The 23,532-nt window shown below is 63.0% G+C and carries 19 protein-coding genes; 11 read left to right on the forward strand and 8 right to left on the reverse strand.

All coding sequences use genetic code 11. From position 1 onward, the window contains the following. Positions 1-11: 11 nt before the first annotated feature. Positions 12-3,155, reverse strand: a complete 3,144-nt coding sequence (locus tag BLU35_RS07915) for an efflux RND transporter permease subunit (protein ID WP_093232634.1) — start codon at positions 3,153-3,155, stop codon at positions 12-14. Between BLU35_RS07915 and BLU35_RS36625 the strand changes: the two genes are divergently transcribed. Continuing rightward, on the forward strand, positions 3,135-4,205 hold the full coding sequence (locus tag BLU35_RS36625) for a TetR/AcrR family transcriptional regulator (protein WP_353615020.1): 1,071 nt from the start codon (positions 3,135-3,137) through the stop codon (positions 4,203-4,205). The genes BLU35_RS07915 and BLU35_RS36625 overlap by 21 nt on opposite strands. 11 nt (positions 4,206-4,216) lie before the next feature. Here the strand turns inward: BLU35_RS36625 and BLU35_RS07925 are convergent, their stop codons facing one another. Next, positions 4,217-5,539 (reverse strand): MFS transporter, encoded by a 1,323-nt coding sequence (locus BLU35_RS07925; RefSeq protein ID WP_093232636.1) that lies wholly within the window; start codon positions 5,537-5,539, stop codon positions 4,217-4,219. Positions 5,540-5,593: 54 nt separating this feature from the next. Continuing rightward, positions 5,594-5,869 (reverse strand): metal-sensing transcriptional repressor, encoded by a 276-nt coding sequence (locus BLU35_RS07930; protein WP_058322157.1) that lies wholly within the window; start codon positions 5,867-5,869, stop codon positions 5,594-5,596. 453 nt (positions 5,870-6,322) lie between these two features. Here BLU35_RS07930 and BLU35_RS07935 point away from each other — a divergent pair, with 453 nt between their 5' ends. The 5 genes from BLU35_RS07935 to BLU35_RS07955 are packed head-to-tail and all read left to right on the forward strand — an operon-like array spanning position 6,323 to position 11,748. Then, a complete protein-coding gene (locus BLU35_RS07935; protein ID WP_093232637.1) occupies positions 6,323-7,900 on the forward strand; it encodes a nickel ABC transporter substrate-binding protein in 1,578 nt (525 codons plus the stop codon). 12 nt (positions 7,901-7,912) lie between these two features. After that, complete coding sequence (locus BLU35_RS07940; RefSeq protein ID WP_058321216.1) at positions 7,913-8,848, forward strand: ABC transporter permease; 936 nt, start codon at positions 7,913-7,915, stop codon at positions 8,846-8,848. Then, a complete protein-coding gene (locus tag BLU35_RS07945) occupies positions 8,839-9,747 on the forward strand; it encodes an ABC transporter permease (protein WP_093232638.1) in 909 nt (302 codons plus the stop codon). The genes BLU35_RS07940 and BLU35_RS07945 overlap by 10 nt, the downstream gene beginning before the upstream one ends. Then, entirely contained in the window at positions 9,740-10,735 is a 996-nt protein-coding gene (locus BLU35_RS07950) for an ABC transporter ATP-binding protein (RefSeq protein WP_093232639.1), read from the forward strand. The genes BLU35_RS07945 and BLU35_RS07950 overlap by 8 nt, the downstream gene beginning before the upstream one ends. Next, positions 10,732-11,748, forward strand: a complete 1,017-nt coding sequence (locus BLU35_RS07955) for an ABC transporter ATP-binding protein (protein WP_093232640.1) — start codon at positions 10,732-10,734, stop codon at positions 11,746-11,748. Before BLU35_RS07950 ends, BLU35_RS07955 begins: the two co-directional genes overlap by 4 nt. A gap of 322 nt (positions 11,749-12,070) precedes the next feature. Here the strand turns inward: BLU35_RS07955 and BLU35_RS07960 are convergent, their stop codons facing one another. The 3 genes from BLU35_RS07960 to BLU35_RS07970 all read right to left on the reverse strand — a co-directional run bounded on the left by BLU35_RS07960 (position 12,071) and on the right by BLU35_RS07970 (position 15,403). Then, a complete protein-coding gene (locus BLU35_RS07960; RefSeq protein ID WP_286161462.1) occupies positions 12,071-13,150 on the reverse strand; it encodes a YeeE/YedE thiosulfate transporter family protein in 1,080 nt (359 codons plus the stop codon). A gap of 199 nt (positions 13,151-13,349) precedes the next feature. Further along, the gene (locus BLU35_RS07965) at positions 13,350-13,898 is read right to left on the reverse strand and encodes an SRPBCC family protein (protein WP_353615021.1); all 549 of its coding nucleotides are present in this window, start codon (positions 13,896-13,898) and stop codon (positions 13,350-13,352) included. Between the two features lie 143 nt (positions 13,899-14,041). Beyond that, positions 14,042-15,403 (reverse strand): dicarboxylate/amino acid:cation symporter, encoded by a 1,362-nt coding sequence (locus tag BLU35_RS07970; protein ID WP_093232643.1) that lies wholly within the window; start codon positions 15,401-15,403, stop codon positions 14,042-14,044. A gap of 563 nt (positions 15,404-15,966) precedes the next feature. Here BLU35_RS07970 and BLU35_RS07975 point away from each other — a divergent pair. From BLU35_RS07975 to BLU35_RS07995, 5 genes are all read left to right on the forward strand, one after another. Further along, entirely contained in the window at positions 15,967-17,319 is a 1,353-nt protein-coding gene (locus BLU35_RS07975; RefSeq protein ID WP_093232644.1) for an LLM class flavin-dependent oxidoreductase, read from the forward strand. Between the two features lie 9 nt (positions 17,320-17,328). Next, complete coding sequence (locus BLU35_RS07980) at positions 17,329-18,192, forward strand: ABC transporter permease (protein WP_093232645.1); 864 nt, start codon at positions 17,329-17,331, stop codon at positions 18,190-18,192. 40 nt (positions 18,193-18,232) lie between these two features. Continuing rightward, on the forward strand, positions 18,233-19,216 hold the full coding sequence (locus tag BLU35_RS07985; protein ID WP_093232646.1) for an ABC transporter substrate-binding protein: 984 nt from the start codon (positions 18,233-18,235) through the stop codon (positions 19,214-19,216). Positions 19,217-19,225: 9 nt separating this feature from the next. Further along, positions 19,226-19,996: an ABC transporter ATP-binding protein gene (locus BLU35_RS07990; protein WP_093232647.1), complete on the forward strand. Its 771-nt coding sequence runs from the start codon at positions 19,226-19,228 to the stop codon at positions 19,994-19,996. Positions 19,997-20,117: 121 nt separating this feature from the next. Further along, entirely contained in the window at positions 20,118-20,495 is a 378-nt protein-coding gene (locus BLU35_RS07995; RefSeq protein ID WP_093232648.1) for a hypothetical protein, read from the forward strand. A gap of 97 nt (positions 20,496-20,592) precedes the next feature. On the opposite strand, the gene BLU35_RS08000 is transcribed toward BLU35_RS07995, so the two are convergent. Next, entirely contained in the window at positions 20,593-22,323 is a 1,731-nt protein-coding gene (locus BLU35_RS08000) for an adenylate/guanylate cyclase domain-containing protein (protein WP_093232649.1), read from the reverse strand. 148 nt (positions 22,324-22,471) lie between these two features. Continuing rightward, the gene (locus BLU35_RS08005; RefSeq protein WP_093232650.1) at positions 22,472-23,494 is read right to left on the reverse strand and encodes an LLM class flavin-dependent oxidoreductase; all 1,023 of its coding nucleotides are present in this window, start codon (positions 23,492-23,494) and stop codon (positions 22,472-22,474) included. Positions 23,495-23,532 lie beyond the last annotated feature (38 nt).

Here is a 23,532-nt window from a genome sequence, read left to right on the forward strand (position 1 = left end):
GGCTCCAATTCCTATTCCGCCGCCTCCGGCTCGCGGCTCTGGCCGATCGGCTTCGAGGACGTACGCTCGCGCCATTGCTCGATGACCGCGTAGAACACCGGGACGAAGATGAGTGTGAGAATGGTCGCTGCCAACATGCCGCCGAAGACGGTGGTGCCGATCGACTGGCGGCTGGCAGCACCCGCGCCTCTGGCATACATCAGCGGCAGCACACCGAGGATGAAGGCAAAGGCCGTCATCAGGATCGGCCGCAGGCGCAGGCGCGCCGCTTCCGCTGCGGCCGCGACCACGTCGAGACCCTCCTCGCGTCGTCGTCTTGCGAACTCGACGATCAGGATGGCGTTCTTGGCGGCAAGTCCTACCAGCATCACGAAACCGATCTGCGAATAGACGTCGATCTGCAGTCCGCGCAGCCACAGCGCCGAAAGCGCACCCAAAAGCGCGAGCGGCACCGAAAGCAGCACCATGAACGGCATCGACCAGCTTTCGTACTGGGCGGCCAGGATCAGGAAGCAGAAGACGAGCGCGAGCGCGAAGACGAGCGCGGCGATCGAGCCTGCGCGGATCTCCTGATAGGTAATGCCGGTCCACTCGAATGTGTAGTCCCGCGGCAGCGTCGTGCGGGCGACGCGCTCCATCGCCGCAACCGCCTGGCTCGAGCTGAAGCCGGGCGCTGCCGCGCCGTTAACCAGCGCCGACGGGTAATTGTTGTAGTGGGTGATGGTCTCGGGGCCGACCGTCGGCTTGAAGGTTCCGAGCGTGTTGAGCGGCACCATTTCGCCTTCGGTGTTGCGCACATAAAGGCGGGAAAGATCGGTCGCCGACGCCCGCGCACCCTGGTCGGCCTGTAGCGTCACGCGGAAGGTGCGGCCGAAGATGTTGAAGTCGTTGACATAGAGCGAGCCGAAATAGATCTGCAGCGTGCTGAAGATATCCGGCAGGCTCAAGCCCAGCAGCTTCGCCTTGTCGCGGTCGAGGTCATAGTCGAATTGCGGGCTCGAGGTGCTGAAGGTGGTGAACAGCTGGTAGGGATTGATCTCCGGCTGCTTGCGCGCCTCGGCAATCAGCGCCTGGGTCGTGTCGTTCAGCGCCTGCGCACTGCGCCCGCCGAGATCCTCGACCTGGAATTCGAAGCCGCCGGTCGCGCCGAGCCCCTGGATCGACGGCGGATCGAAGGCAAGCACCAGCGCATCCGGGATCTGCAGCAGTTGCGGCATTACGGCCTCGCGCAGCGCCGAGGCACCCTGTTCGGGTGGACGTTCGTCCCATGGCTTCAAGACGGCGAACTGCACGGCGGAATTCGACTGGGCGGCGAAGGACAGGAAATTGAAGCCGACGACGGAGCCGACGAAATCCACGCCGGCGGTGCCGCGCAGGATCTCCTCGGATCGCCTTGCAACGGCCTCGGTGCGTTCGAGCGAGGCGCCGTCCGGCAGCTGGATGACGACGAAGAAATAGCCCTGGTCCTCGACCGGCAGGAAGGTCGACGGTATGCGCTGCCACAAAGCATAGGTGGACCCGATCGCGACGAGGAAAAGGGCAAACAGTGCCCAGCGCCAGCGCACGAGCCCCGCGACGCTGCGCGCATAACCGTGCGACAGCGCATGAAAGCCCGAATTGAACCAGCGGAAGAGGGCGAAGCGCGGCTCGCCGCGATAGCGAAGGAACGCGGCACTCAAGGCCGGGCTCAGGGTCAGCGAGTTGAAGGCGGAGAAGGCGACGGAGATCGCAACCGTCAGGGCGAACTGGTTATAGAGGCTGCCGGCGACGCCCGGAATGAAGGCGACCGGGATGAACACGGCGAGCAGCACGGCTGTCGTGGCGATAATCGGGCCGGTCACCTCCTGCATGGCCTTTTTGGTGGCGGCAAGCGGCGGCAAGCCGGCCTCGAGCTGGCGCTCGACGTTCTCGACGACGACGATCGCGTCGTCGACCACCAGCCCGATGGCAAGCACCATGCCGAGCAGGCTCAGCATGTTGAGCGAGAAGCCGAAGAGATACATGACGACGAGCGTCGCGATCAGCGAAACCGGAATGGCGATGGTCGGGATGATGGTGGTGCGCAGGTTCTGCAGGAAGATGAAGACGACGAAAACGACGAGGGCAAGCGCCTCGAGCAGGGTAAAGACCACATCCTTCATCGCCGCCGAGACGAAACGCGTGGTGTCGTAGAACATGTGATAGGCGATGCCGGCGGGGAAACGCTGCGACAGCTCGTCCATTTTCGCCTGCACGCGGCTCTGCAGGTCGAGCGCGTTGGAGCCCGGCGCCTGGAAGACGGCAAGCACGACGCTCTCCTTGCCGTTGAAGGTGACCGATGACGAGTAGAGAAGGGCGCCGAGCTCGATGCGTGCGATGTCGCGCAATCTGGTTGTCGCGCCGGTCGTCAGGTCGGCTCGAAGCACGATGTCACCGAACTGCGAGGGATCGCTCAATCGCCCGAGTGCGTTGATCTGCATCTCGAAGGGCGTGCCAGCTGGCGCCGGCGATTGCCCGATCTTGCCGCCTGCGACCTGGATATTCTGCTCGGCGATGACGTTCTGGACGTCGACGGCGGTGATGCCGAGATTGGCCATGCGATCCGGATCGAGCCAGACGCGCATCGAATAGCGGCGCTCACCGAAAAGCTGCACGTCCCCGACGCCCGGCAGGCGCTTCAGCGGATCAAGGATCTGCAGGTAGGCGTAATTGCTGACCGAGGCGAAATCGACAGAATTGTCCGGCGAATCCAGGCTGACGAGCACGGTGAAATTGGGGATCTGCTTGGCGATGGTGACGCCGGTCTGATTGACGAGCGCGGGAAGCGAGGAGGCCGCCTGGGAGACGCGGTTCTGGACGTCGAGTGCCGCGACGTCGATCGGATAACCCACCTCGAAGGAAATGATGATGCGCGACGAGCCGTCGTTTGAACTCGTCGAGGTCATGTAGAGCATGCCCGGCACGCCATTGATCTGCTGTTCGAGCGGCGTCGTCACCGTGTCGGCGACCACCTGGGCGCTGGCGCCCGGATAATTGGCGGCAACCACGATCTGCGGCGGCGTCACATCGGGAAACTGCGAGATCGGCAGCAGGAAATAGCAGATGCCGCCGGCAAGCGTCATGATGATCGCGATGGCCGATGCGAAGATCGGCCGGTGAATGAAGAAGTCGATCATGGCGGGATCGATCCTTTGCAGGCGCTGCCATCGTGGCGGGCGGCACAGCAGAGCATTTCGAAACCGGGCATGCGCACGCTTGCCGCGCGGACCTTCCGGTCCGCGACGTTCTCCTCAGCCCTCAGCCCATCCAGCATGCGCATCGTAAGGCTCCAGCACGAGATCCTGACGGGCCGGATCGACCCAAATCACGAGCGTTATCGAATCTTAAAAGTCTCTGCGGTGTGCGCTCTGGCTAAAAGACGCCTGACGACTGCGCTCACCGACACTGGGCTAGAAATTATTCTGCGGTTACCGCCGTCTCCAGAAGGCCTTCGCGGCAAGCGGCTACTCCTCTGTGCCGCGTTGGCGAAAATGTTACTGGTCGGTAACAGCGTTGCATGTTATCGACCAATGACAGGGCGTCAAGGGCAAGATTTTTCACGCCGACCACGCCGGGCCAATGCGATGACAACGGATTTCTGCAAGCCATCCCGTCGTTCGCCGCGCGATCGCATCGTCGAGGCTGCGCGAGACCTCTTTCGCCGGCACGGCATTCGCGGAACCGGCGTCGATGCGATCGCCGATGCCGCCGGCAGCAACAAGATGACGCTCTATCGCCATTTCAATTCGAAGGATGAACTGATCGTCGAATGCCTGCGCCATGCGGGAATGGAGATGGACGGCTTCTGGCGAGAGCTGGAAGACGCGTACCCTGGCGACGGACTGGGGCAGCTCAGGGCCTGGGTCCGGCGGATCGCCGACCATCTCGGTGACGACAAGTGCCAATGCGAAATGATGAGCGCGGCCGTGCAGCTGACCGACGAGGATCATCCCGGGCGCTCGGTGATCCGCATGTTCAAGGACGCGCAACGCGACCGCGTCGTTGAGCTCTGCCGCAGGGCTGGCGTCGCCGATGCGGAACTGCTTTGCGACACGCTGCTGCTGTTGATCGAGGGCGCTCGCGCCGCTCTGCAAAGCAGCGGTGCCGAAGGGCCGAGCGCCCGTTTTGCGGAGATCGCCGACGCGGCGATCCTGTCCTTTGCCGGCAGCGGTGACGCTTTGAAGTAGCAGTCGTTTGCCTATCTCTCGGCCGGCCAGTCCGGGTGATGGCTGTCGATCACAAACACATGGGTGTGCCGGTGACCGCCGCCGACGCGTGTTGCCCCTGCGAGATGAGGGTGACCGTCGGCAAGCTCATGATGGACGTGCTCGATTTCGTCCGGATCCTGCGCCGGCCAGAGCCGGGCCGCCGCGACGATGGCGCCTACAGCGATGAGGCCAAGCGCTGCAAAGGTCGGCGTGAGCCCGGCCGTCGCGCCGAGCCAGCCGGCAAGCGGATAGGTGATCAGCCAGCAGGCATGCGAAAGGGCGAACTGCGCGGCAAAGAGCGCGGGCCTGTCTTCCGGTTGCGCCGAGCGGCGCAGCAGCCGGCCGGATGGTGTCTGTGCCAGCGAATAGCCGAGACCGATGGCGAGCCACAGAGGCAGCAGCGAAACGAAACTTGGGACAAGCGCGCCGATGAACAGGCCGGCGGTGAGAACCGCTGCACCCGAAAACATGGCGACGCGATCGGGTGTCCTATCGAGCAGGCGGGGCAACAGCAGCGCGGCGATCATCGAGCCGCCGCCAAAGGCGGCGAGTGCGATGGCTGTGTCGGTCTGGGTGAGCCCGAATTTGGCCTGGACCAACACCACCGTGTTGACGATGACCATCGACCCGGCAGCCGAGACCGCGAGGTTGAGCGCGAGCAGCCCCCTGAGCCGCGGCGTTGCCAGGTAGATGCGCAGGCCCCGCGTCGTCCGGTCGTAGATGCCGCGCCGATCCGTCGCCTTCGGACTTGGAAGCGCGACTGAGACGACGAGTGCGGCGGAGGCAAGGAAGCCAATGACCGTGCCGGCAAACAGGTCGTGGAAATTGAAGACGGTGAGCAGCGCTGCGGCCAGCATCGGGCTTGCGACGCTCTCGAGGTCATAGGCAAGCCGCGAGAGCGACAGGGCGCGCGTGTATTCCCTTTCATCCGGCAGCACATCTGGAATGGTTGCCTGGAAGGTGGGGGTAAAGGCGGCCGACGCCGACTGCAGCACGAAGATCAGCACATAGACCTGCCAGATCTCGGTCACGAACGGCAGGAAGAGCGCAACGGCGGCGCGCACCAGATCGAGGCTGACGAGCATCGCGCGACGCGGAAGCCGCTCCGCAACGGCGGCGGCGATCGGCGCCACGCCGACATAGGCGATCATCTTGATCGCGAGTGCCGTGCCCAGGACGGCGCCCGCCTCGGCGCCTGCCAGATCATAGGCGAGAAGCCCGAGCGCAACGGTCGCAAGACCGGTTCCGACCAGCGCGATCACCTGCGCCAGAAACAGATGGCGGTACGTGCGGTTTGCGAGAATCTGCAGCATGATGTTTGGGCTCGCTCATTCGGTGGCGGTTGCAGTAGGGGCGGGCGTGGTCGTTCAGAGATACTTTGTGATCGCCTTGAACTCGTCGATGGAGTGGCGCTGGTCACGCGGAAGCGCACCGATCGTGTCTTCCAGGCAATGGTCCAGATGGTCCTGGATCAGGGTTCGTTTCGCCTGGCTGATCGCCTTCTCCACCGCGTGGAGCTGCTGGGCGATGTCGAGGCAGGGGCGGCCGCCCTCGATCATGGCAATGACGCTCTTCAGGTGCCCTTCGGCGCGCTTCAGCCGCTTGACGATCTCGGGATGGGTATCGTGCCTGTGTTCGTTCATGCTCGTAACCTATCCCCCTGGAGGGGATATATCAAGGGATGCTTGCGGAGATAGCGCTGCCCCTCAAGCACGAGTTTGGAAGCGCGGGTATCGCCTTGGCGTCATTCAACTCGCGCGAACGCTACGACAAGTGACGCGGTGTTCTTCATATTGCATACAATTTGAAATTCGGCAATCTTCGGAGATTTCAAGTCAGGGAAGGCCGATTTGGCTGATAAACCCCAGTTGCTGAATCCATTTGTTGATCAAATGAGCCGAGAAGCGGGAGAATTCTTGCCAACTTCGATGCGCCAGACCTGGTGGGTTTTCACTCAAGGTTCAAAATGCCTACAATCTAAAATACGATATTGACGCAAGATTGCATACATGAGACAGTTCTTTTGTCTATACAAAACGGTGTGGAGGCCGCTTGTATCGACGGCGCGAGGAGCGCCCACAAGGAGGAGAAAATTCATGTCAGTGAAGAGACGTACGTTCCTGCAAGGGGCGGCCGGCGCTATCGGCTTGGCCATCGCACAGGGTGCCTTGTCGAAAATCGCCTATGCGCAGGGTGCAGCCGGCACGCTCCGGGTCGCCATCGCCAAGCCTGCCGGCAATCTCGATCCGCAGAGCCACTATGCCATCTGGGCGATCCAGGATCTGATGTTCGAACCGCTCGTGAAATACGGCAAGGGCGGCCAGATCGAACCGTGCCTAGCGACCGACTGGAAGATCGAGGACGGTGGCAAGACGCTGCATCTGACGTTGCGCCAGGGCGTGACGTTCCAGGACGGCACCAAGTTCGACGCTGCCGCGTGCAAATGGAATCTCGAGCGCTGGATGGGGCTCGACCAGTTCAGTTGGATGAATTGCTCAAAACACTTTCAGTCGCTTGAGGTGGTCGACGACTACCACATCACCCTGCATTTCAAGGAGCCGGTTCTCGCGCTGATGCAGGAGCTTTCCTACACCCGGCCGACGCGCTTTCTTTCGCCCAAATCGGTTGGCGCTGATGGCAAGTTCAAGGAGCCTGTGGGCACCGGGCCGTGGCGTCAGATCAGCGCCGACGATACGCAGAGCGTCTTCGAGCATCACGAAGGTTACTGGGGCGAGTTGCCATCCTATGAACGCCTTGAAGCCAAGGTCGTCCCCGATGCACGGTCGCGGGTTGCAGCGCTGCGTGCCGGCGAACTTGACCTGATCGGCGGCTTCTGGATCGCGCCGCTCACCCCGGAAGAAGGCAAGCAGCTCGAGGCGGCGGGCTTCAATGTTGTCGTCGATCCGGGCAATGTCACGCTTGTGATGGCCTATAATCCGGACCGCGCCGAGGCGCTCAAGGATCCGGCGGTGCGAAGGGCCGTCAGCATCGGCATCGATCGCGCGGCGATCTCCAAGGTGCTCTACCACGGCTACGCCAAGCCCGCCGGCAACATGTTCTCCAGCGCTTTGCCCTATGCTGGAACGCAGAGTGATGCACCGGTTCGCGATGCGGCGGCCGCCTCGGCCCTGCTCGAAAAGGCCGGCTGGACGGGAAGCCCCATAAGGTCCAAGGACGGCAAGCCGCTGACGCTCGAACTGGTCGTCAGCCCGGACGCCGTGCCGGGATCGCGTGTGATCGCCGAAGTCATCCAGTCGGAGATGAAGGAGATCGGCATCGACCTGGTGATCCGCTCGGTCGATCACGCCTCCAAGCACACCGACATGCTGGAACAGAAGTACGATCTCGGCTTCTTCCTGACCTATGGTGCGCCATACGATCCATTCGGCTCGATCGTGGGGCTGTGCCTGTCGACCTTCCACAATGACGTCGAGGGCAAGCTGGTCACCGATCCGACCAATCTTGATCCATTGATCAACGCGGCGATGGCGGCAACGGGGGACCAGATTCAGCCGACTATCCAGAAGGTCTACGACTGGCTCAGGGACAACGACGCGATTGCGCCGCTGGTCTACGTGCCGAGCATCTGGGCGCATTCCAAGCGGGTCCACGGCTTTTCGAGCCCGGTCACCGAATACGACATGCCCTACGAAAACGTTCTGCTGGCCGAGTAAGAGGAGAGTACCTTGATCCACTTCATCAGCAAGCGGCTGAAGCATTCCCTGGTCCTTTTGTTCATGGCGTCCCTTGTTTGCTTCACCCTCGTGGTTTCGGCACCCGGTAATGTTGCAGTCTTGATTGCCGAGCTTCGCGGGGCGGTCGCAACACCGGGTTACGTCGAACAGGTTGCCGAAGAGATAGGACTGCATAAGCCATTGCTGATGCGCTACGTGGATTGGCTGGGCGATGCGGTTCGCGGAGATTTCGGCATCTCCTACAGAACGGGAACGGACGTCAGCGCGGACCTCGCGAACCGTATGTTCGTGACGGGAACGCTGATTGCGGGCTCGGCCGTGATCGCCACCCTCATCAGCCTGGCCTTGGGGTTCCTCGGTGCCTTCTGGCCCTACAAATTGCCGGACCGCGTTTCGCGCGGTCTGGCGCTCCTCGGCGCATCGACCCCGACGTTCTTCGTCGGCGCGCTGATGATCTACGCCTTCTCCGTCACCTTCCAGCTCCTGCCATCGTTCGGTTTCAATGGTCCGAAAAGCTGGATCCTGCCATGGCTCACCGTCGCCGTTCTGCCGGCTGCCGTCCTCAGTCGTGTCGTGCGGGTGGGTCTGGAAGAGGCGATGACCAGTCCCTTCGTTCTGACCGCGAAAAGCAAGGGCCTCGGCCGCACCGCCATCTTGTTCCGTGAGGCGTTGCCCAACATCACACCCCTCTTCATCAACGCGCTCGGCACCCAGGTCGGCCTGATGACCGCGACGGCGATCATCGTCGAACCGCTGTTCGCCTGGCAGGGCCTGGGAGACTACTTCCTTGCCGGTGTGCGCTTCCGCGATTTCATGGTGGTGCAGGCGTGCCTGCTCATCTTCCTCACCTTCTTCATCGTGGTGAACCTGATCGTCGATCTGGCAGTCCTGCTGACCGATCCGCGCATTCGTCGCCAATGGAGCTGACCATGAACATGCTCAATCCCATTTTTGCCCGATTGAACAAGATGCCGCGCGCGGCACTGATCACCATCGGCCTATTCGTTGCTCTCGGTACCTTCGCGCCCTGGCTTGCACCCCAGGATCCGAGCACCCAGAACCTGCTCGATGCCGGACTCGGTCCGGCCCCCGCTCACTGGCTCGGAACCGACCACCTCGGACGCGATACCTTCAGCCGGTTGATCATCGCCGCGAACACTTCGCTCGTCAGCGTGGGCTCGGTTCTCGGCGTCGCCATGACCATCGGCATCCTGCTCGGAACGATCGCCGGCTATCATCGCGGCTGGGTGGATGACCTCTTGATGCGCGTGGTCGATGTCGGTCTCTCCATTCCGAGCCTGATCATCTCGCTTGCCGTCATCGGCATCGTCGGCCCCGGATACTGGACGATGGTGCTGGCGCTGGCGCTTGCCTGGTGGCCGATGAGCGGTCGCATCAGCCGGGCGGTCGCCGTCAGCATCATGAGCAAGCCGCATATCGAGGCCTTGCGGGTGCTGGGCGCCAGCCCCTGGCGCATCTACTTCGGTCACCTTCTGCCAGGGACGATCGGTTCGGTGATGGTCTATGCGACGGCGGACGCCGGCACGGCTGCGCTCGCGGTCGCGACGCTGAGCTTCCTCGGTCTCGGCATCCAGCCGCCGACGCCGGAATGGGGGCAGATGCTCGTCGATGCGCTGCCCTATCTCGAATCCGACCCGCGCCAGGTGCTGCTGCCGGGCCTCGCCCTCACCGCAGCCGTTATCGGCTTCAACACGCTTGGGGAATCCATCGCGCTCAACCGCATTCCGAAACCACTCACCCGACGCATGCTCGCAATCCGTCGGGCCGAGGTCGCAAGCTGGGGCAAGGAGAATTCCGATGCATGACGAACCGCTCCTTGATGTCAGTAACCTGACGGTCAACTTGCTGACCGCGAAGTCAGCTGTCCGTCCCGTCGATGGGGTCAGCTATTCGGTCCGCCAGGGCGAATGTCTCGCCATCGTCGGCGAAAGCGGCAGCGGCAAGACGGTGATGAACTTCGCACCGCTCGGCCTGATGCCGACAGGCGTGGCGACGATGCTCTCCGGCTCCGTCAAGCTCGAGGGCCGCGAACTGATCGGCCTGCCCGAGGCCGAGATCCAGAAGCTGCGCGGCAAGTCCGTCGGCTTCATCTTCCAGGACCCGATGAGCGCCCTCAACCCGGTGCGCCGGATCGGTCGGCAAATTGCCGAGATGGCCGAACTGCATCTCGACATGACACCGAGGGCCGCCGAAGCGCGCGCATTGGAACTCGTGAAGCTCGTCGGCATCTCCGACCCGGTGGCACGGCTTCGGCAATATCCGCACGAGCTCTCCGGCGGCCTGAGGCAACGCATCGTCATTGCCATCGCGCTTGCCGGCGAGCCGAAGCTCCTGATTGCCGACGAGCCGACGACCGCACTCGATGTGACGGTTCAGGCGCAGATCCTGCGGCTGCTGAAGGACGTGCAGCGTCGGCTGAACATGGCGATGGTGCTGATTACCCACGACATGGGCGTGGTCGCGGGTGCAGCCGACAACATCGTCGTCATGTATGCGGCGCGCGCTGCCGAATGCGGTCCGGTGGATAAGGTGCTGGTGAGCCCGCGTCACCCCTACACGCAGGGTCTGATCAACGCGATACCGCGGCGAGAGGACCCGATCGGATCGGAGTTTCGCGGGCTACCCGGCATTCCGCCGACGCTCGGCGCTCCGATCAAAGGGTGTGCCCTTGCGCCGCGCTGCGAACTCGCCGTCCCTGCATGCGGCAAAAGCCGCCCCCCGCTGGTCCGGTCCGACGATAGCACCGTTCTGGTGGCTTGCCCCGTCGTCAATCAAGGAAAGGCTGCCGCATGACACAAGCACCTGTTCTCAAAGTCGAAAACCTGCAGACGCGTTTCAAGAGCGTTCAGCGCGGCAAATATGTCCATGCCGTCGACGATGTCTCGATCGAGCTCTATCCGGGCGAGATCGTCGGCCTGGTCGGCGAATCCGGTTGCGGCAAGTCGACCCTCGGCCGCACCATCGTCGGGCTCGAGAAGGCGAGCAGCGGCCGCGTGCTGCTCGACGGCGTCGATCTCAGCGCCCTCTCGGGAGCCGCCCTGCGCGACAGCCGCCGGGCACTGCAGTACGTCTTCCAGGATCCCTACTCGTCCCTGAACGATCGACAGACTGTGGGCGAGGCGATCGACGAAGCGCTCGTGATCGCCGGCACCCGGTCACCGGAGGAGCGCGATCGCCGGACGAAGGAGCTTCTGGATCAGGTGGGCCTCGCATCCGCGGTCAGGGACCGTCACACGCGCGAGCTATCTGGCGGTCAGCGCCAGCGCGTGGCGATTGCCAGATCGCTCGCCGTGAACCCACGGGTGCTGATCTGCGACGAACCGGTGAGCGCGCTCGATCTTTCAATTCGGGCGCAGGTGATGAACCTCTTCCTGCGGCTGCAGAAGGATCTGGGCGTTGCATGCCTGTTCATTGCCCATGATCTTGCGCTAGTGCGGCAGGCGGCTTCGCGTGTCTACGTCATGTATCTCGGCAAGATCGTCGAGCATGGCTCGTCGCGGGAACTTTACGACCATCCGAGCCACCCCTATTCGCAGATGCTGCTGGCGTCGGCGCCCGAGGTGGATCCGCGGATCGAAAAGAACCGCAGGGGACCGTTGATGATCGGGGAGGTGCCCAGCCCTATCAATCCGCCGTCCGGCTGCCGGTTCCGGACCCGCTGCCCTCTTGTCGTCGACGATTGTGCCAAGGCGATGCCGCCATCGCGGGTGCTTTCGCCGGGCCATACGGCGGCTTGCGCCTTCGCCGCGGATCTCCACCGCGGCAATCGAACGGCTCTCGTTCAACAGGAGATGTCGGCGGCATAGAGCCGGGAGCGGCTCGCCTCGGAGCCACCGGTCAGGACGTTGCCTGCTGCGAATCTCAAGTTCCCTCGCATCCTTTAAGCTGGGGATGCGCGCCTGCCCCGCCATCGAGCGGGGCATTTTTTTGTTCGGATAGACGTGTGGACCGCACCGCGGGTGTCGCGGACCCGATCAACATGGATGGGACTAGAGCGCCGTGCGTTTAGACGAACGCACCAAGGACGCTCTCGCACTTTGATTCTGGAGCATCTTATCCGCTTTCTGTGATTCCACTTGAAAGCGGGATGCTCTAGAGGCGGACGAGCATCTTGCCGGTGTAGCAGCGTCATGACCAAGGTTTTGCCACCGAACCGATTTTGACAATGAGCGCGGCAAGCGTCGCAACGAACAGCACGTAGGCGAGCGCCGCCTGCCAGGCCCCTGCGGGCAGACCGATCAGCAGCAGCGTGTCGTTCCCACCGGGAATGAGTAGTGCACCCAGTCCTATAAGGATGCCCGCAAGCGTTCTCTTGACCATGGTCTTCACTGTCGGCCGTTTCAGCATGAATCCATGCTTCCGAAGTCTTGCGGAAACGAGGCTGCCGCCGAACATGCAGACCGAAATCACGACGCCCGCGACAGGTATCGAAGCGATCGCTCCGACCGATGCGGTGATTGAGAACCCGGGCGCAAGAAGCGTCAGGACCGTAGAGGTGATGCCGATCGCTCCCATCGCTATCGTCAGCCGCCGGAAGTTTGACTCGGATCTGCGTGAAACGCCGAGCCTCAGAGCCATGATCGCCAACAATGCAAGCGCCAGAAGCGCCGCCTCCAGCGACGAAGGAGCACTTATCGGCGGCTGATCCGAAAGCAGATCAAACACGGATTCAATATAGAGGACCGCATAGATCCCGAGAAACGTGAATGCGAATCCGATTTCGCCATTTCCGATATGCCCAACAGACCCGAACACACAAGCGCCGTTCACATAGCTGCCGATCCCAAGCAAAATGGCAGCGGGAACGAGGTAGCCGAGTGGCGACCAGCCCTCCTGCATCATCGGTGCCGCTTCGAGGATTGCGTAGACGAGGGCCGCCCAGACGGCGCATTCGACCAGAGCGATGAAACGTGCCGGCCTCTTGTCGGATACCAACTCCTTCGTGGCGATGACGGTGCAGATCGATCCACGATTCATGGCGAAGCCGAGAACAAATCCGAGCGCCCCGATCAAGGCCATACCTACCCAGATCTCCAAGCTCGTGGTGACAGGGCCCGTGCCTGATATGTTGAGGAGAAATTCACTCATGCGGCAAACGGACTCGCGTCCTGCTCCAGTTTCGGACACATCCAGAGGTTCATATTGATCACCGCGCTGACATTTCAGCGACTCCGGCGGTGAGGTTCTCCCGCTCCGGCAGGCGCCCAATTGTGCCTCAAATCTTTTTGGGCGGACAGCACTTCGGTGGTTTCGATGCGAACGATCGCTTCGGAGGAGCGGGCGATCTCCCCGGGCGACTTCAAGCCGACCATTGCCGTTTAGCCAGTTGCCTCCGCCCCGACCTTGGCGTCGCCCGGGCGGGCTGTGCTCTTCCTGTCTTTGGGAAAAGGTGTGCTCAAAATAGCGTTCAGACGCGGGCGAGGCGACGCACGAGACCGCGCCGGCCACGCTCCATGACCACCCCATGGTTCCAACGGAAGATGGGCTTCAGGATGAATGAGAGCCTGATCATCCAGGGTTTGGTGACCTTGACGATCCAGTCGTAACGGACATGGCAACGCGGGCCTTCGCCCAGCAACGTCCAGCGGCCGACGCCCTCAAGTTCGCCGAAGGCCCTGCCTTCGATGATCGAAGGTGCTTCGACCCTTACCGTCTCCATGTCGAAAGCCAGTTCATAGGGCAGCGCCGTCACCCATTCGAGACGACGAACCCAGCCCACCCCGCGCTCGTCCCCTTCGCGCACAAGTGAAACCCGCTTTACCGATGGCCACCATTCAGGCCAGGCCTCTGGCGTACTCAGCTCCCGCCACACGTCTTCGACCGGAGCATCATAGCCGGAGGACGCAGCACGCCGGCGGCGATGCCTGAGCAAAGCGCAGGCCCGCCAGCGTACGCGATCCAGCCAAGCACTCGATAAGTCTCGATAGTAGATCCACTGCTCGGTTCGCTTGTACAATCTCTGCTTGATCGGCGGAAGGGGATTTGCGGCCGCTGGAAATAGGCGTCTCGCAGTGCGGGTACGCTTGACTTAAATGGTGGCTGTGCACCTTGCCGAGCGGGACATGCGGGCCGTCGTGGCCCGCATGTCTATTTGGAGCGCTAGGCCGCGCGTGCCGCAGCCGCGAGCGACTCAAGGTCGTCGACGACCTTGTCGCCGTTGTAGACGGTCTCGTCGAGAATGCCCTCGCGCTTGGAGACGATCGTCGGCACCAGTGCTTGGCCGGCGACGTTGACCGCCGTGCGGCCCATGTCGAGGATCGGGTCGATGGCGAGCAGCAGCCCGACGCCTTCGAGCGGCAGACCAAGCGTCGAGAGCGTCAGCGTCAGCATGACGGTTGCGCCGGTCAGGCCGGCGGTGGCGGCGGAGCCGAGGACCGAGACGAAGACGATCAGCACATAGTCCTGGATCCCGAGCGGCAGCCCGAAGAACTGCGCGATGAAGATCGCCGAGATCGCCGGGTAGATTGCAGCACAACCGTCCATCTTGGTGGTGGCACCGAGCGGCACGGCGAAGGCGGCATATTCGCGCGGCACGCCGAGGCTCTTTTCGGTCACGGTTTCGGTGACGGGCAGGGTGCCGACCGAGGAGCGCGAGACGAAGGCAAGCTGGATCGCCGGCCAGGCGCCGGCAAAGAAGCGCGACGGCTTCAGGCCGTGGCCGATGAGCAGCGCCGGGTAGACGACGAAGAGTACGATCGCGAGACCGATGTAGACGGCCGCGGCATACCAGCCAAGCTGCGCCAGCGTTTCCCAGCCATATTGGGCGACGGCGCGGCCGAGCAGGCCGATCGTGCCAATCGGCGTCAGGCGGATGACCCACCAGAGGATCTTGCGGACGATGGCGAGCAGCGACTGGTTGAATGCGAGGAACGGCTTGGCGGCGTCACCGACCTTCAGCGCAGCGGCACCGACGGCGATCGAAACGACGAGGATCTGCAAGACGTTGAAATTGAGCGAGGTGTTGGCGCCTGCATCGGTGACCTTGGTGCTGGCTTCGAGGCCGAGCATATTGGCAGGTACGAGGCCCTTCAGGAAATCAAGCCACGAGCCGGAGTAGGAGGGTGCCTTGGCGGCTTCCTGCGAAACGGCAGAGCCGACGCCCGGCTGGAGAATGAGGCCGAGGGCGATGCCGATGACGACGGCGATCAACGAGGTGATCGCGAACCAGAGCAGCGTCTGCGAGACGAGTTTCGCGGCGTTCTGCAGCGTCGCCAGATTGGCGATCGAGGCGACGATGGCCGTGAAGACGAGCGGCGGCACGAGGGCGCGCAGAAGCTGGACGAAGATCGAGCCGATCGTCTGGAGGGTGACGGTCAGCCAGTTGGGGTTGCCGCTGGCATCGACGCCCATGTTGCGGGCGATGAGGCCGAGCAGCAGGCCGATGACCATGGCCGCGAGGACCTGGAAGCCGAAGGAGACGTAAATCGGCTTCGGTGAGGATTTGGTGGTTGCTTGGGACACGTTCTGCACTCTCGATTGATGTTGATGGCCGCATCTTGGGCTGCGGCCGCCGCAGGTGCCCAAAAATTAGTCGAGCGCTCTCCGGAAGATAAGAAACTCTTTGGCGCGTCAACCACTCAGAGTAGAATAATTTCCCCGGTGCGATTGGTTGATTGTCCGCGTGCCGCCCGAGTCTCAAGGAGAGCCGGCATTGCAGCCGAAGCGGTATGCGCCGCGGCGATATCGCGCGTTCCACGTCGATGGTCCAGCGGTGGAGAGTCCTGCAGGATTTCGCGGCTCGCCGCGCTCTTCTGAAGAAAAGTTACAGCGCAACCTGCCTTTCTCTCTCAAGCTCTTCGTCCCCAGGGACACGGCGATTGATCTCGCTTTCTGCGCCGATGTCGAAAATCTTTTCACTTGCTTCCGGCGCACGGGAAATACTCTTTCTCTATAAAGATTATAGATAATGTAACCTCTCTCTAATGGCAGCCAAGGTCGTGGGTCTGGTCGCAGACAGCCCTTCATCCGTGCCGCTGGGGCGCTTGACGCCCAAGAATTTGCAGCGAGAAGAGGAGTGGATTGAGATGACACGCAAGATCCGGCTTGGAGCATTTCTTCCCGGTGGCGGACAGCATATCGCCGCCTGGCGCCACCCCGACCAGCCAGCCGATGGGGCGACCAGCTTCGAATTTCACAAGCAACTGGCGCTGACGGCGGAGCGCGGTCTGTTCGACGCTTACTTTCTGGCCGATGGGCTGGCGATCGGCTTCGGCGGGGCGCGCGAGGGCGGCAACGCCCGGGTGGCGGGCTTCGAGCCAGTGACCCTGTTTTCGGCGCTGGCGCCGCTCACCACTCATCTCGGCTTTATCGCGACCTCGTCGACGACCTACGAGGAGCCATACACCACGGCGCGCAAATTCGCCTCGCTCGATCTCATTTCCGGCGGCCGCGCCGGATGGAACGTGGTGAAGACAACAGGTGATGCGACGGCGCAGAACTTCAACCGCGAGACGCAGCTTCCGCACGCTGAGCGCTATCGGCGCGCCGCCGAGCATGTCGACGTGGTCAAGAAACTCTGGGACAGTTTTGAGGACGACGTATTCATTCGCGACAAGGAAACGGGCGTCTTCTTCGACCCGGCGAAGCTGCACGATACCGACCATCGTGGCGAACATTTCAAGGTGCGCGGCCCGCTCAACATTTCGCGCTCTCCACAAGGGCATCCTGTCATCGTCCAGGCCGGCCAGTCCGATGACGGCCGTGGGCTGGCGGCTGCAACGGCTGAGGTGATCTTCACAGCGCACCAGCACATCGAGACGGCCCAGGAATTCTACCGTGACATCAAGGCTCGCGCCCGGGGGCTTGGCCGCAACCCGGACCACATTCTGGTGATGCCGGGCGTTTCCCCCTTCGTCGGGCGAACGGAGGCCGAAGCGCGCGAAAAGTACGATCGCCTGACCTCGCTCATCGTCGAGGAGGATGGGATTGGCTTGCTCAACGGCCTGACCGGCGGCACGCTCGATCTCCATGGCTACGATCTCGACGGCCCGCTGCCACCGGCACCGCCGACCGAGGGCATGAAGAGCCGCCAGGCGCTGATCCGCCAGATTGCCGACGAAAACAACTTCAGCATTCGCCAGCTCTATCAATGGATTGCGTCGGCGCGTGGCCACTACACGATTGTCGGCTCGGCCGAGCAGATCGCCGACACCCTGCAGGAGTGGTTCGAAAACGAAGCCGCCGATGGCTTCAATATCCTGCCGCCCTGGTTCCCGACCGCGCTCGACGATTTTGTCGAACTGGTCATCCCGGAATTGCAGCGTCGCGGCCTTTTCCGCACCGCCTACGAGGGCAGCACGCTCCGGGAAAATCTCGGCCTGCCCGTTCCCGTCAACCGCTGGGCCGCCGTGCGATCGGCCGTCCAGGCTGCAGAGTGAGGTGCGATCATGTCCTACGAACACGTCAACACATCGCTTGCCGCAAGTTTTGGACTGGGCCGCGCAGAAGGCCACGCCTCCACCGCAGTCCCGGCCATCGTCTCGCGCTGGCGCGCACTGCTTGGCGCGATCGTCGCACGCTATGGCGTCGTGCTCGGTTTTCTCGCCTTCTGGCAACTTTCCAGCACGCTTGGCTGGGTCAATCCGGCGGTCTTTCCGCCCCTCGATGTGATCCTGTCAGCGCTCTGGAGCGGTCTTGCCAGCGGTGCGCTGCTGGATGATATCGCCATCAGCCTGCAGCGATCGGGCATCGCCTTTGCGGCGGCCGTTGTAGTCGGCATCCCGCTCGGGCTGTTCATGGGACAGGTTCGGCTCGTCGAGCAGGCGCTCGACCCCATCCTGCAGCTCTTCCGCCAGACCTCGGCCCTGGCGCTCTATCCGGTCTTCATCCTGCTGCTGGGCCTCGGCGAGACCTCAAAGGTCTTCGTGATCTTCTGGGCGACGCTGTTTCCGATCCTGCTTTCGACGATCGGCGGCGTCAAAGAGGTCGACAAGAAACTGATCGAGATGGCCCGAACTTACGGCGCCGGGCCGCTCACAGTGTTCCGCCGCGTGGTGCTGCCGGCCTCGGTGCCAGCGATCTTCGTGGGCCTGCGCCTCTCGGCCACCACGGCGCTTCTGCTGTTGATCGCCGCCGAGATGATTGGCGCCAACAAGGGCATCGGCTTCCAGGTCATGAACGCCCAATACAACTTCCAGATCCCGCTGATGTTTGCGGCGATCTTGTTGCTCGCCCTGCTCGGGCTCGCCGCCAACGCGCTGCTCGTTCTGCTCCAGCGCAACCTCTGCCGCTGGTCGCAACCCAACGCCTGATCGCTTCTTTGCCAGATTTCTCCTTCGAAAGGATATCGATATGACCTTCCATGCCCGTAATCTTCTTCTCTCGGCGGCGGTCGCCCTCGGTCTTGCCGCACCGGCAGCCGCAGCCGATGACGTGAAGCTGCGCTATCTCGCCAGCCAGGGCGGCCTGTCGGCGCACGAGCTCGCCCAGGAACTCGGATACTTCGAGGGCACCGGCATCACGATCGAGAACATCGGCTACGCGACGGGCGGCCCGGCCTCGCTGATCGCACTTGCCTCGGGCGACGTCGAGATCGGCGGTGCTGCGACGTCCGCCGTGCTGAATTCGATCATCAGCGGCAACGATTTCGTCGCCGCCTATCCCTCGAACGGCATCAATGACGAGGTGCAGTCGATCTTCTACGTGCTCGAAGACAGCCCGATCAAGGGCATCAAGGACATCGCCGGCAAGAGCATTGCCGTCAACACGCTCGGCGCCCACCTCGACTATACGATCCGCGAAGCCCTGCATTCGGTCGGCCTGCCGACAGACGCTGCCAACCAGGTTGTCGTCCCCGGTCCGCAGCTGGAGCAGGTTCTGCGCTCCGGCCAGGTGGATATTTCCGCTTTCGGCTACTGGCAGACGACCTTCGAAGGGGCAGCCCGCAAGAAGGGTGGCCTGCGTGCGATCTTCGACGACACTGATGTGCTCGGCGAGATTGCCGGAGGCTTCGTCGTGCTGCGCCGGGATTTCATCAAGGAACATCCGGAAGCCGCCAAGACCTTCGTCCTGCAGTCGGCCCGTGCGCTGGACTACGCGCGTGAGCATCCCGAGGAAACCAAGGAAATCCTCGCAAAGGCATTGCAAGCGCGTGGCGAAAATCCTGACATCGCCCAGTATTTCCGTGGCTACGGCGTGCGGGCGGGCGGCCTGCCCGTCGAGCGTGACCTTCAGTTCTGGATCGACGTTCTGGTGCGTGAAGGCAAACTGAAGGAAGGCCAGCTGACGCCAAAGGACGTGCTCTTCGCCGTCGACGGCGCATCGGCCAGCAACTGAGGACCGGCCATGAGCGTTGCCCAGAACCTTCGTCGTGGAGAGGTGGCGATCCGCCATCTCTCCAAGTCCTACCGCCTGAACGGCGCGCCACTGCCCGTCCTCAGGGATATCAACCTCGACATCCGCTCAGGTGAGACGCTCGCGATCGTCGGCGCCAGCGGTTCCGGCAAAACGACCTTGCTGCGGGTTCTGGCAGGGCTCGAGGATCCGGATGCCGGAGAGGTACTGATCGACGGCAAGCTGACGAAAGGCGTCGGCACCGACCGCGCGGTGATCTTCCAGGAGCCGAGGTTGCTGCCTTGGCTGACGGTGCTCGACAATGTCGGCTTCGGGCTGGAGACGCAGGGGCTCCCGCGCGGCGAGGCGAGGAACCGGGCACGACGCTATGTCCAGCTCGTCGGCCTGCAGCAGTTTGAAAGCGCCTATCCCCGGCAACTGTCCGGCGGCATGGCGCAGCGCGTCGGCATCGCTCGTGCGCTGGCGGTCCAGCCCGAAATCCTGCTGCTCGACGAGCCGCTCGGCGCGCTCGACGCGATGACAAAGATCAGCATGCAGCAGGAACTGGCGCGGATCTGGCGGGATGAGGATGTGACGACCGTTCTCGTCACCCATGATCTCGAGGAGGCGATCTACCTCGCCGACCGTATCCTGATCCTGCCACGCGAGAAGGGTGGCGAACCAAGGCTGATCGAGATCGATCTGCCGCGACCCCGCGATCGCAGCACGCCCGAATTTGTCCGCCACCGCGAAGAACTGCTCAATCTCTTCGGTCTGCATTGAGGCTGCGGCGGAACGGTTGCAGCGATCAGGCGTTTATCTCTCGGGCAGCATCCGACAGGAGGCGCAGCCTGCTGGGCCTCCTGCGCGGGGCCGGATGCGAAGCCGAGACAGGAGCAACGCTATGAGAATTTCCAAAAGGATGTCATTCGCCGCAATCGTCTTTGCCTTGAGTGGGGCAGCTGGTCCGGTGCTGGCCAACGGCTTTTATACGGGTATCGACCCGCACAATCCGCCGGGCACCCAGAACAGGCTGATGTCGACGGGTCCGTATTATCTCGAGCCCGCACCTGGGCCTGTCTATGTGGAGCCGGCGCCAGGGGCGGTCTATGTCGATCCGATGCCAACAGGCAGTATCTATATGGATCCAGCGCCGGGCTACGTCTATCGCCCGCCGGCACGCACATTGGGCGACGCCCGCCAGCGCTACACGGGTGAGTATCAGAGCGGCGGCGAGGGCGACTACTATCTCGGTGTCGCGCATCCGCCACAGGTTCCTTAAGCCCCTGCCGCGGATCCAACCGACAATGCTTAGAGGCGACGCGTGGGATAGCGATCTCACGCGTCTGTCGGTTGGCGCGTCTCCCGAACAGGGCCGCCTATTCGGGCAGGTCCAGCAGGCGGTAGCCTTCCACGAAGTGCTGCAGCATCTTCTCGTCCCGGAACGGTTGCGAGGCGGCCCATTGGGCGATCGTGAAGTTCGGATTGTTCATCAAAAACAATTGCGCTTCGGTCCGTGCCTCGTCCAGGCGACCGAGCCGCGCCAGACTGGCAGCGAGCAGACGGCGTGATGTCGCCCGGTAGGTTTCAGGGCGACGCAAGGTTCGCACCGCGGCCTCGTAATCCCGAATTGCATATTGAGCCTGACCAAGCATCCAATAGTACCAGCCCGGTGGGTGCGGGTTGAGGCGAAGCGCCTTGTGAACATGCTCGATCGCCTGCGCCGGTCGACCGCAAAGGACGATGAGGTCGGCGCGCATCGCCCAGGCATCGGCGTGGTTCGGATCGAGCGTCAGGGCCAGGTCGAACTCGGTGTCGGATTCCTCCCAACGGCGCTCGTGACCGAGAATGATGCCAAGGACCCAGCGGTTCCCGGCGTCGTGGGGGTCGAGCGTTACCGCCCGTTGTGCTTCGCTGATGGCGCGCTGCCGATAGGGAACGATCGGCTGGTCCCAGAACTCCCAGCTCATCCAGAGGTTCAGCGCCAGCAGTCGATGCGCTTCCGCATAGTCCGGATCGAGTGCGAGCGCCCGCTCGAGAAGGAAGATCGCCTCTCTCGCTGCCCCTGCGGTCTGCAGACCGAGCGAGCGCGCTCGCACGCAATAGTCGTAGGCTTTCAGGTTCGATGGGCGGTTCCGGGCCGGCGCGTCGGTTAGGCGCCCGACCAGGGCTTCGACGATCCTGCTCGTCACCTCGTCCTGAACGGCGAACATATCCTCCAGGCTGCGGTCAAACCTCTCCGCCCACAGGTGATCACCCTGCAAGGCGTCGATCAGTTGGGCGTTGATGCGGACACGCCCGGCCGCCCGTCGGGCACTGCCTTCCAGCACGTAGCGAACGCCGAGTTCGCGTGCGATGCGGCGCACATCCTCATGCCGGCCCTTGTAGGCGAAAACCGAATTGCTGGCGATGACGAACAGCCCGCCGGCCCTGGAGAGGTCGGTGATCAGGTCTTCGGTCAAGCCGTCGACGAAGACCTCCTGCTCCGGCTCGTTGCTCATATTGGTGAAGGGAAGGACGGCGATGGAGGGCTTGATGGGCAACGGCAAGGAGGCCCTGGCGCCGCTACCTTGGCTCAAGGTCGCCGTGCTGATGCGATAGAGAGAAACCGGCTCGACTATGTTCTTGATCGCGTGGGGGCCAAGCGCGTCGAAATCGCAAAAGAGGCGCCGCCGCACCTGGTCGTAAATATTGCCGGAAACGTAGATTTCGCCGGGACCAGCCATGGTCTGAAGCCGCGCGGCGACAATGACGCCATCACCGTAGAGATCGCCGCTTTCGACGACGACATCGCCGAGATTGATGCCGACGCGCAGGAGAATTCGGCGGTCGTCGGCAAGGCCCTGATTGGCTGCTGCCATGCCTTTCTGAATGTCGATCGCACACGTGACCGCATTCACGGCGCTGGCAAACTCCACCAGCACACCATCGCCCATCGTCTTGACGATGCGGCCGTTGTGCTCGCGGACAAGGGGATCGAGAATCTGCTTGCGGCGTTCCTTCAACGTCGCAAGTGTACCGCCTTCGTCCAGTTCGACGAGGCGGCTGTAACCGACGACATCGGCAGCCACGATAGCGGCGAGACGCCGTTGAGCGCGTTCTTCAGCCATATCGCGCCCTTCCGCAGAATGGGGTGCACGGAATTGTAGGACGTCCGCCGGAAATGTCTATGAGGGAATGCTTATGGGCTCGATCGACGGCAATCGGAGCTCCAATGGTGACAACCCTGCCTGCTTCCGCCGAGGCGGGCCGCCGGCCTTAGCGCCAGCCGAGAGCGGGTGCGACGTGCTTCAGAATCGCCTCGATCACATGAGCGTTGTAGTCGACGCCGAGCTGGTTCGGGACGGTCAAAAGCAGCGTGTCGGCCTCGGTAATCGCCTCGTCCTTGGCCAGCTGCTCGATGAGTACGTCAGGTTCGGCGGCGTAGCTGCGGCCGAAGATCGCCCGCGTCTTGTCGTCGATGAAACCGATCTTGTCCTCGTGCTGGTTTCCGCCGCCGAAATAGGCGCGATCGCGATCATCCACCAGCGCGAAGATGCTGCGGCTGACGGATACGCGCGGCTCACGCGTGTGACCAGCCGCCTTCCACGCTTCCCGGTAGGCGCGGATCTGGTCGGCCTGCTGGACATGAAACGGCAGGCCGGTCTCATCGTCCTTCAGCGTCGAGCTCTGCAGGTTCATGCCGAGTTTGGCGGCCCAGACAGCGGTGGCGTTCGAGCTGGCGCCCCACCAGATGCGCTCTCTGAGACCATCGGAGTGCGGCTCGACGCGCAGCAGGCCGGGGGGATTGGGGAACATCGGCCGCGGGTTGGGTGCAGCGAAACCTTCGCCGCGCAGGACGTCGAGCAGAACTTCGGCGTGTCGTCTGGCCATGTCGCTATCGGTCTCGCCCTCCGGCGGCTGGTAACCGAAATGGCGCCAGCCGTCGATTACCTGTTCCGGCGAGCCGCGGCTGATGCCAAGCTGCAGGCGTCCGCCGGCGATGAGGTCGGCGGCACCCGCATCCTCGGCCATGTAGAGCGGGTTTTCGTAGCGCATGTCGATGACGGCGGTGCCGATCTCGATGCGGCTGGTCTTGGCGCCGACCGCCGCCAGGAGCGGGAACGGCGAGGCGAGCTGGCGGGCGAAGTGATGGACGCGGAAATAGGCGCCGTCAGCGCCCAGTTCCTCGGCCGCGACGGCGAGATCGATCGACTGCAGTAATGCCTCTGCCGCGGATCGCGTCAGCGACTGGGGCGAAGGTGTCCAGTGTCCGAAGGAAAGAAAACCGATCGTCTTCATGCTCGTGCCGCCTGTCGAAATGAAACCGACCGCTTCAT

Origin of the sequence: Sinorhizobium sp. NFACC03, assembly GCF_900103435.1 — a bacterium.
Classification (GTDB): Bacteria; Pseudomonadota; Alphaproteobacteria; order Rhizobiales; family Rhizobiaceae; genus Ensifer.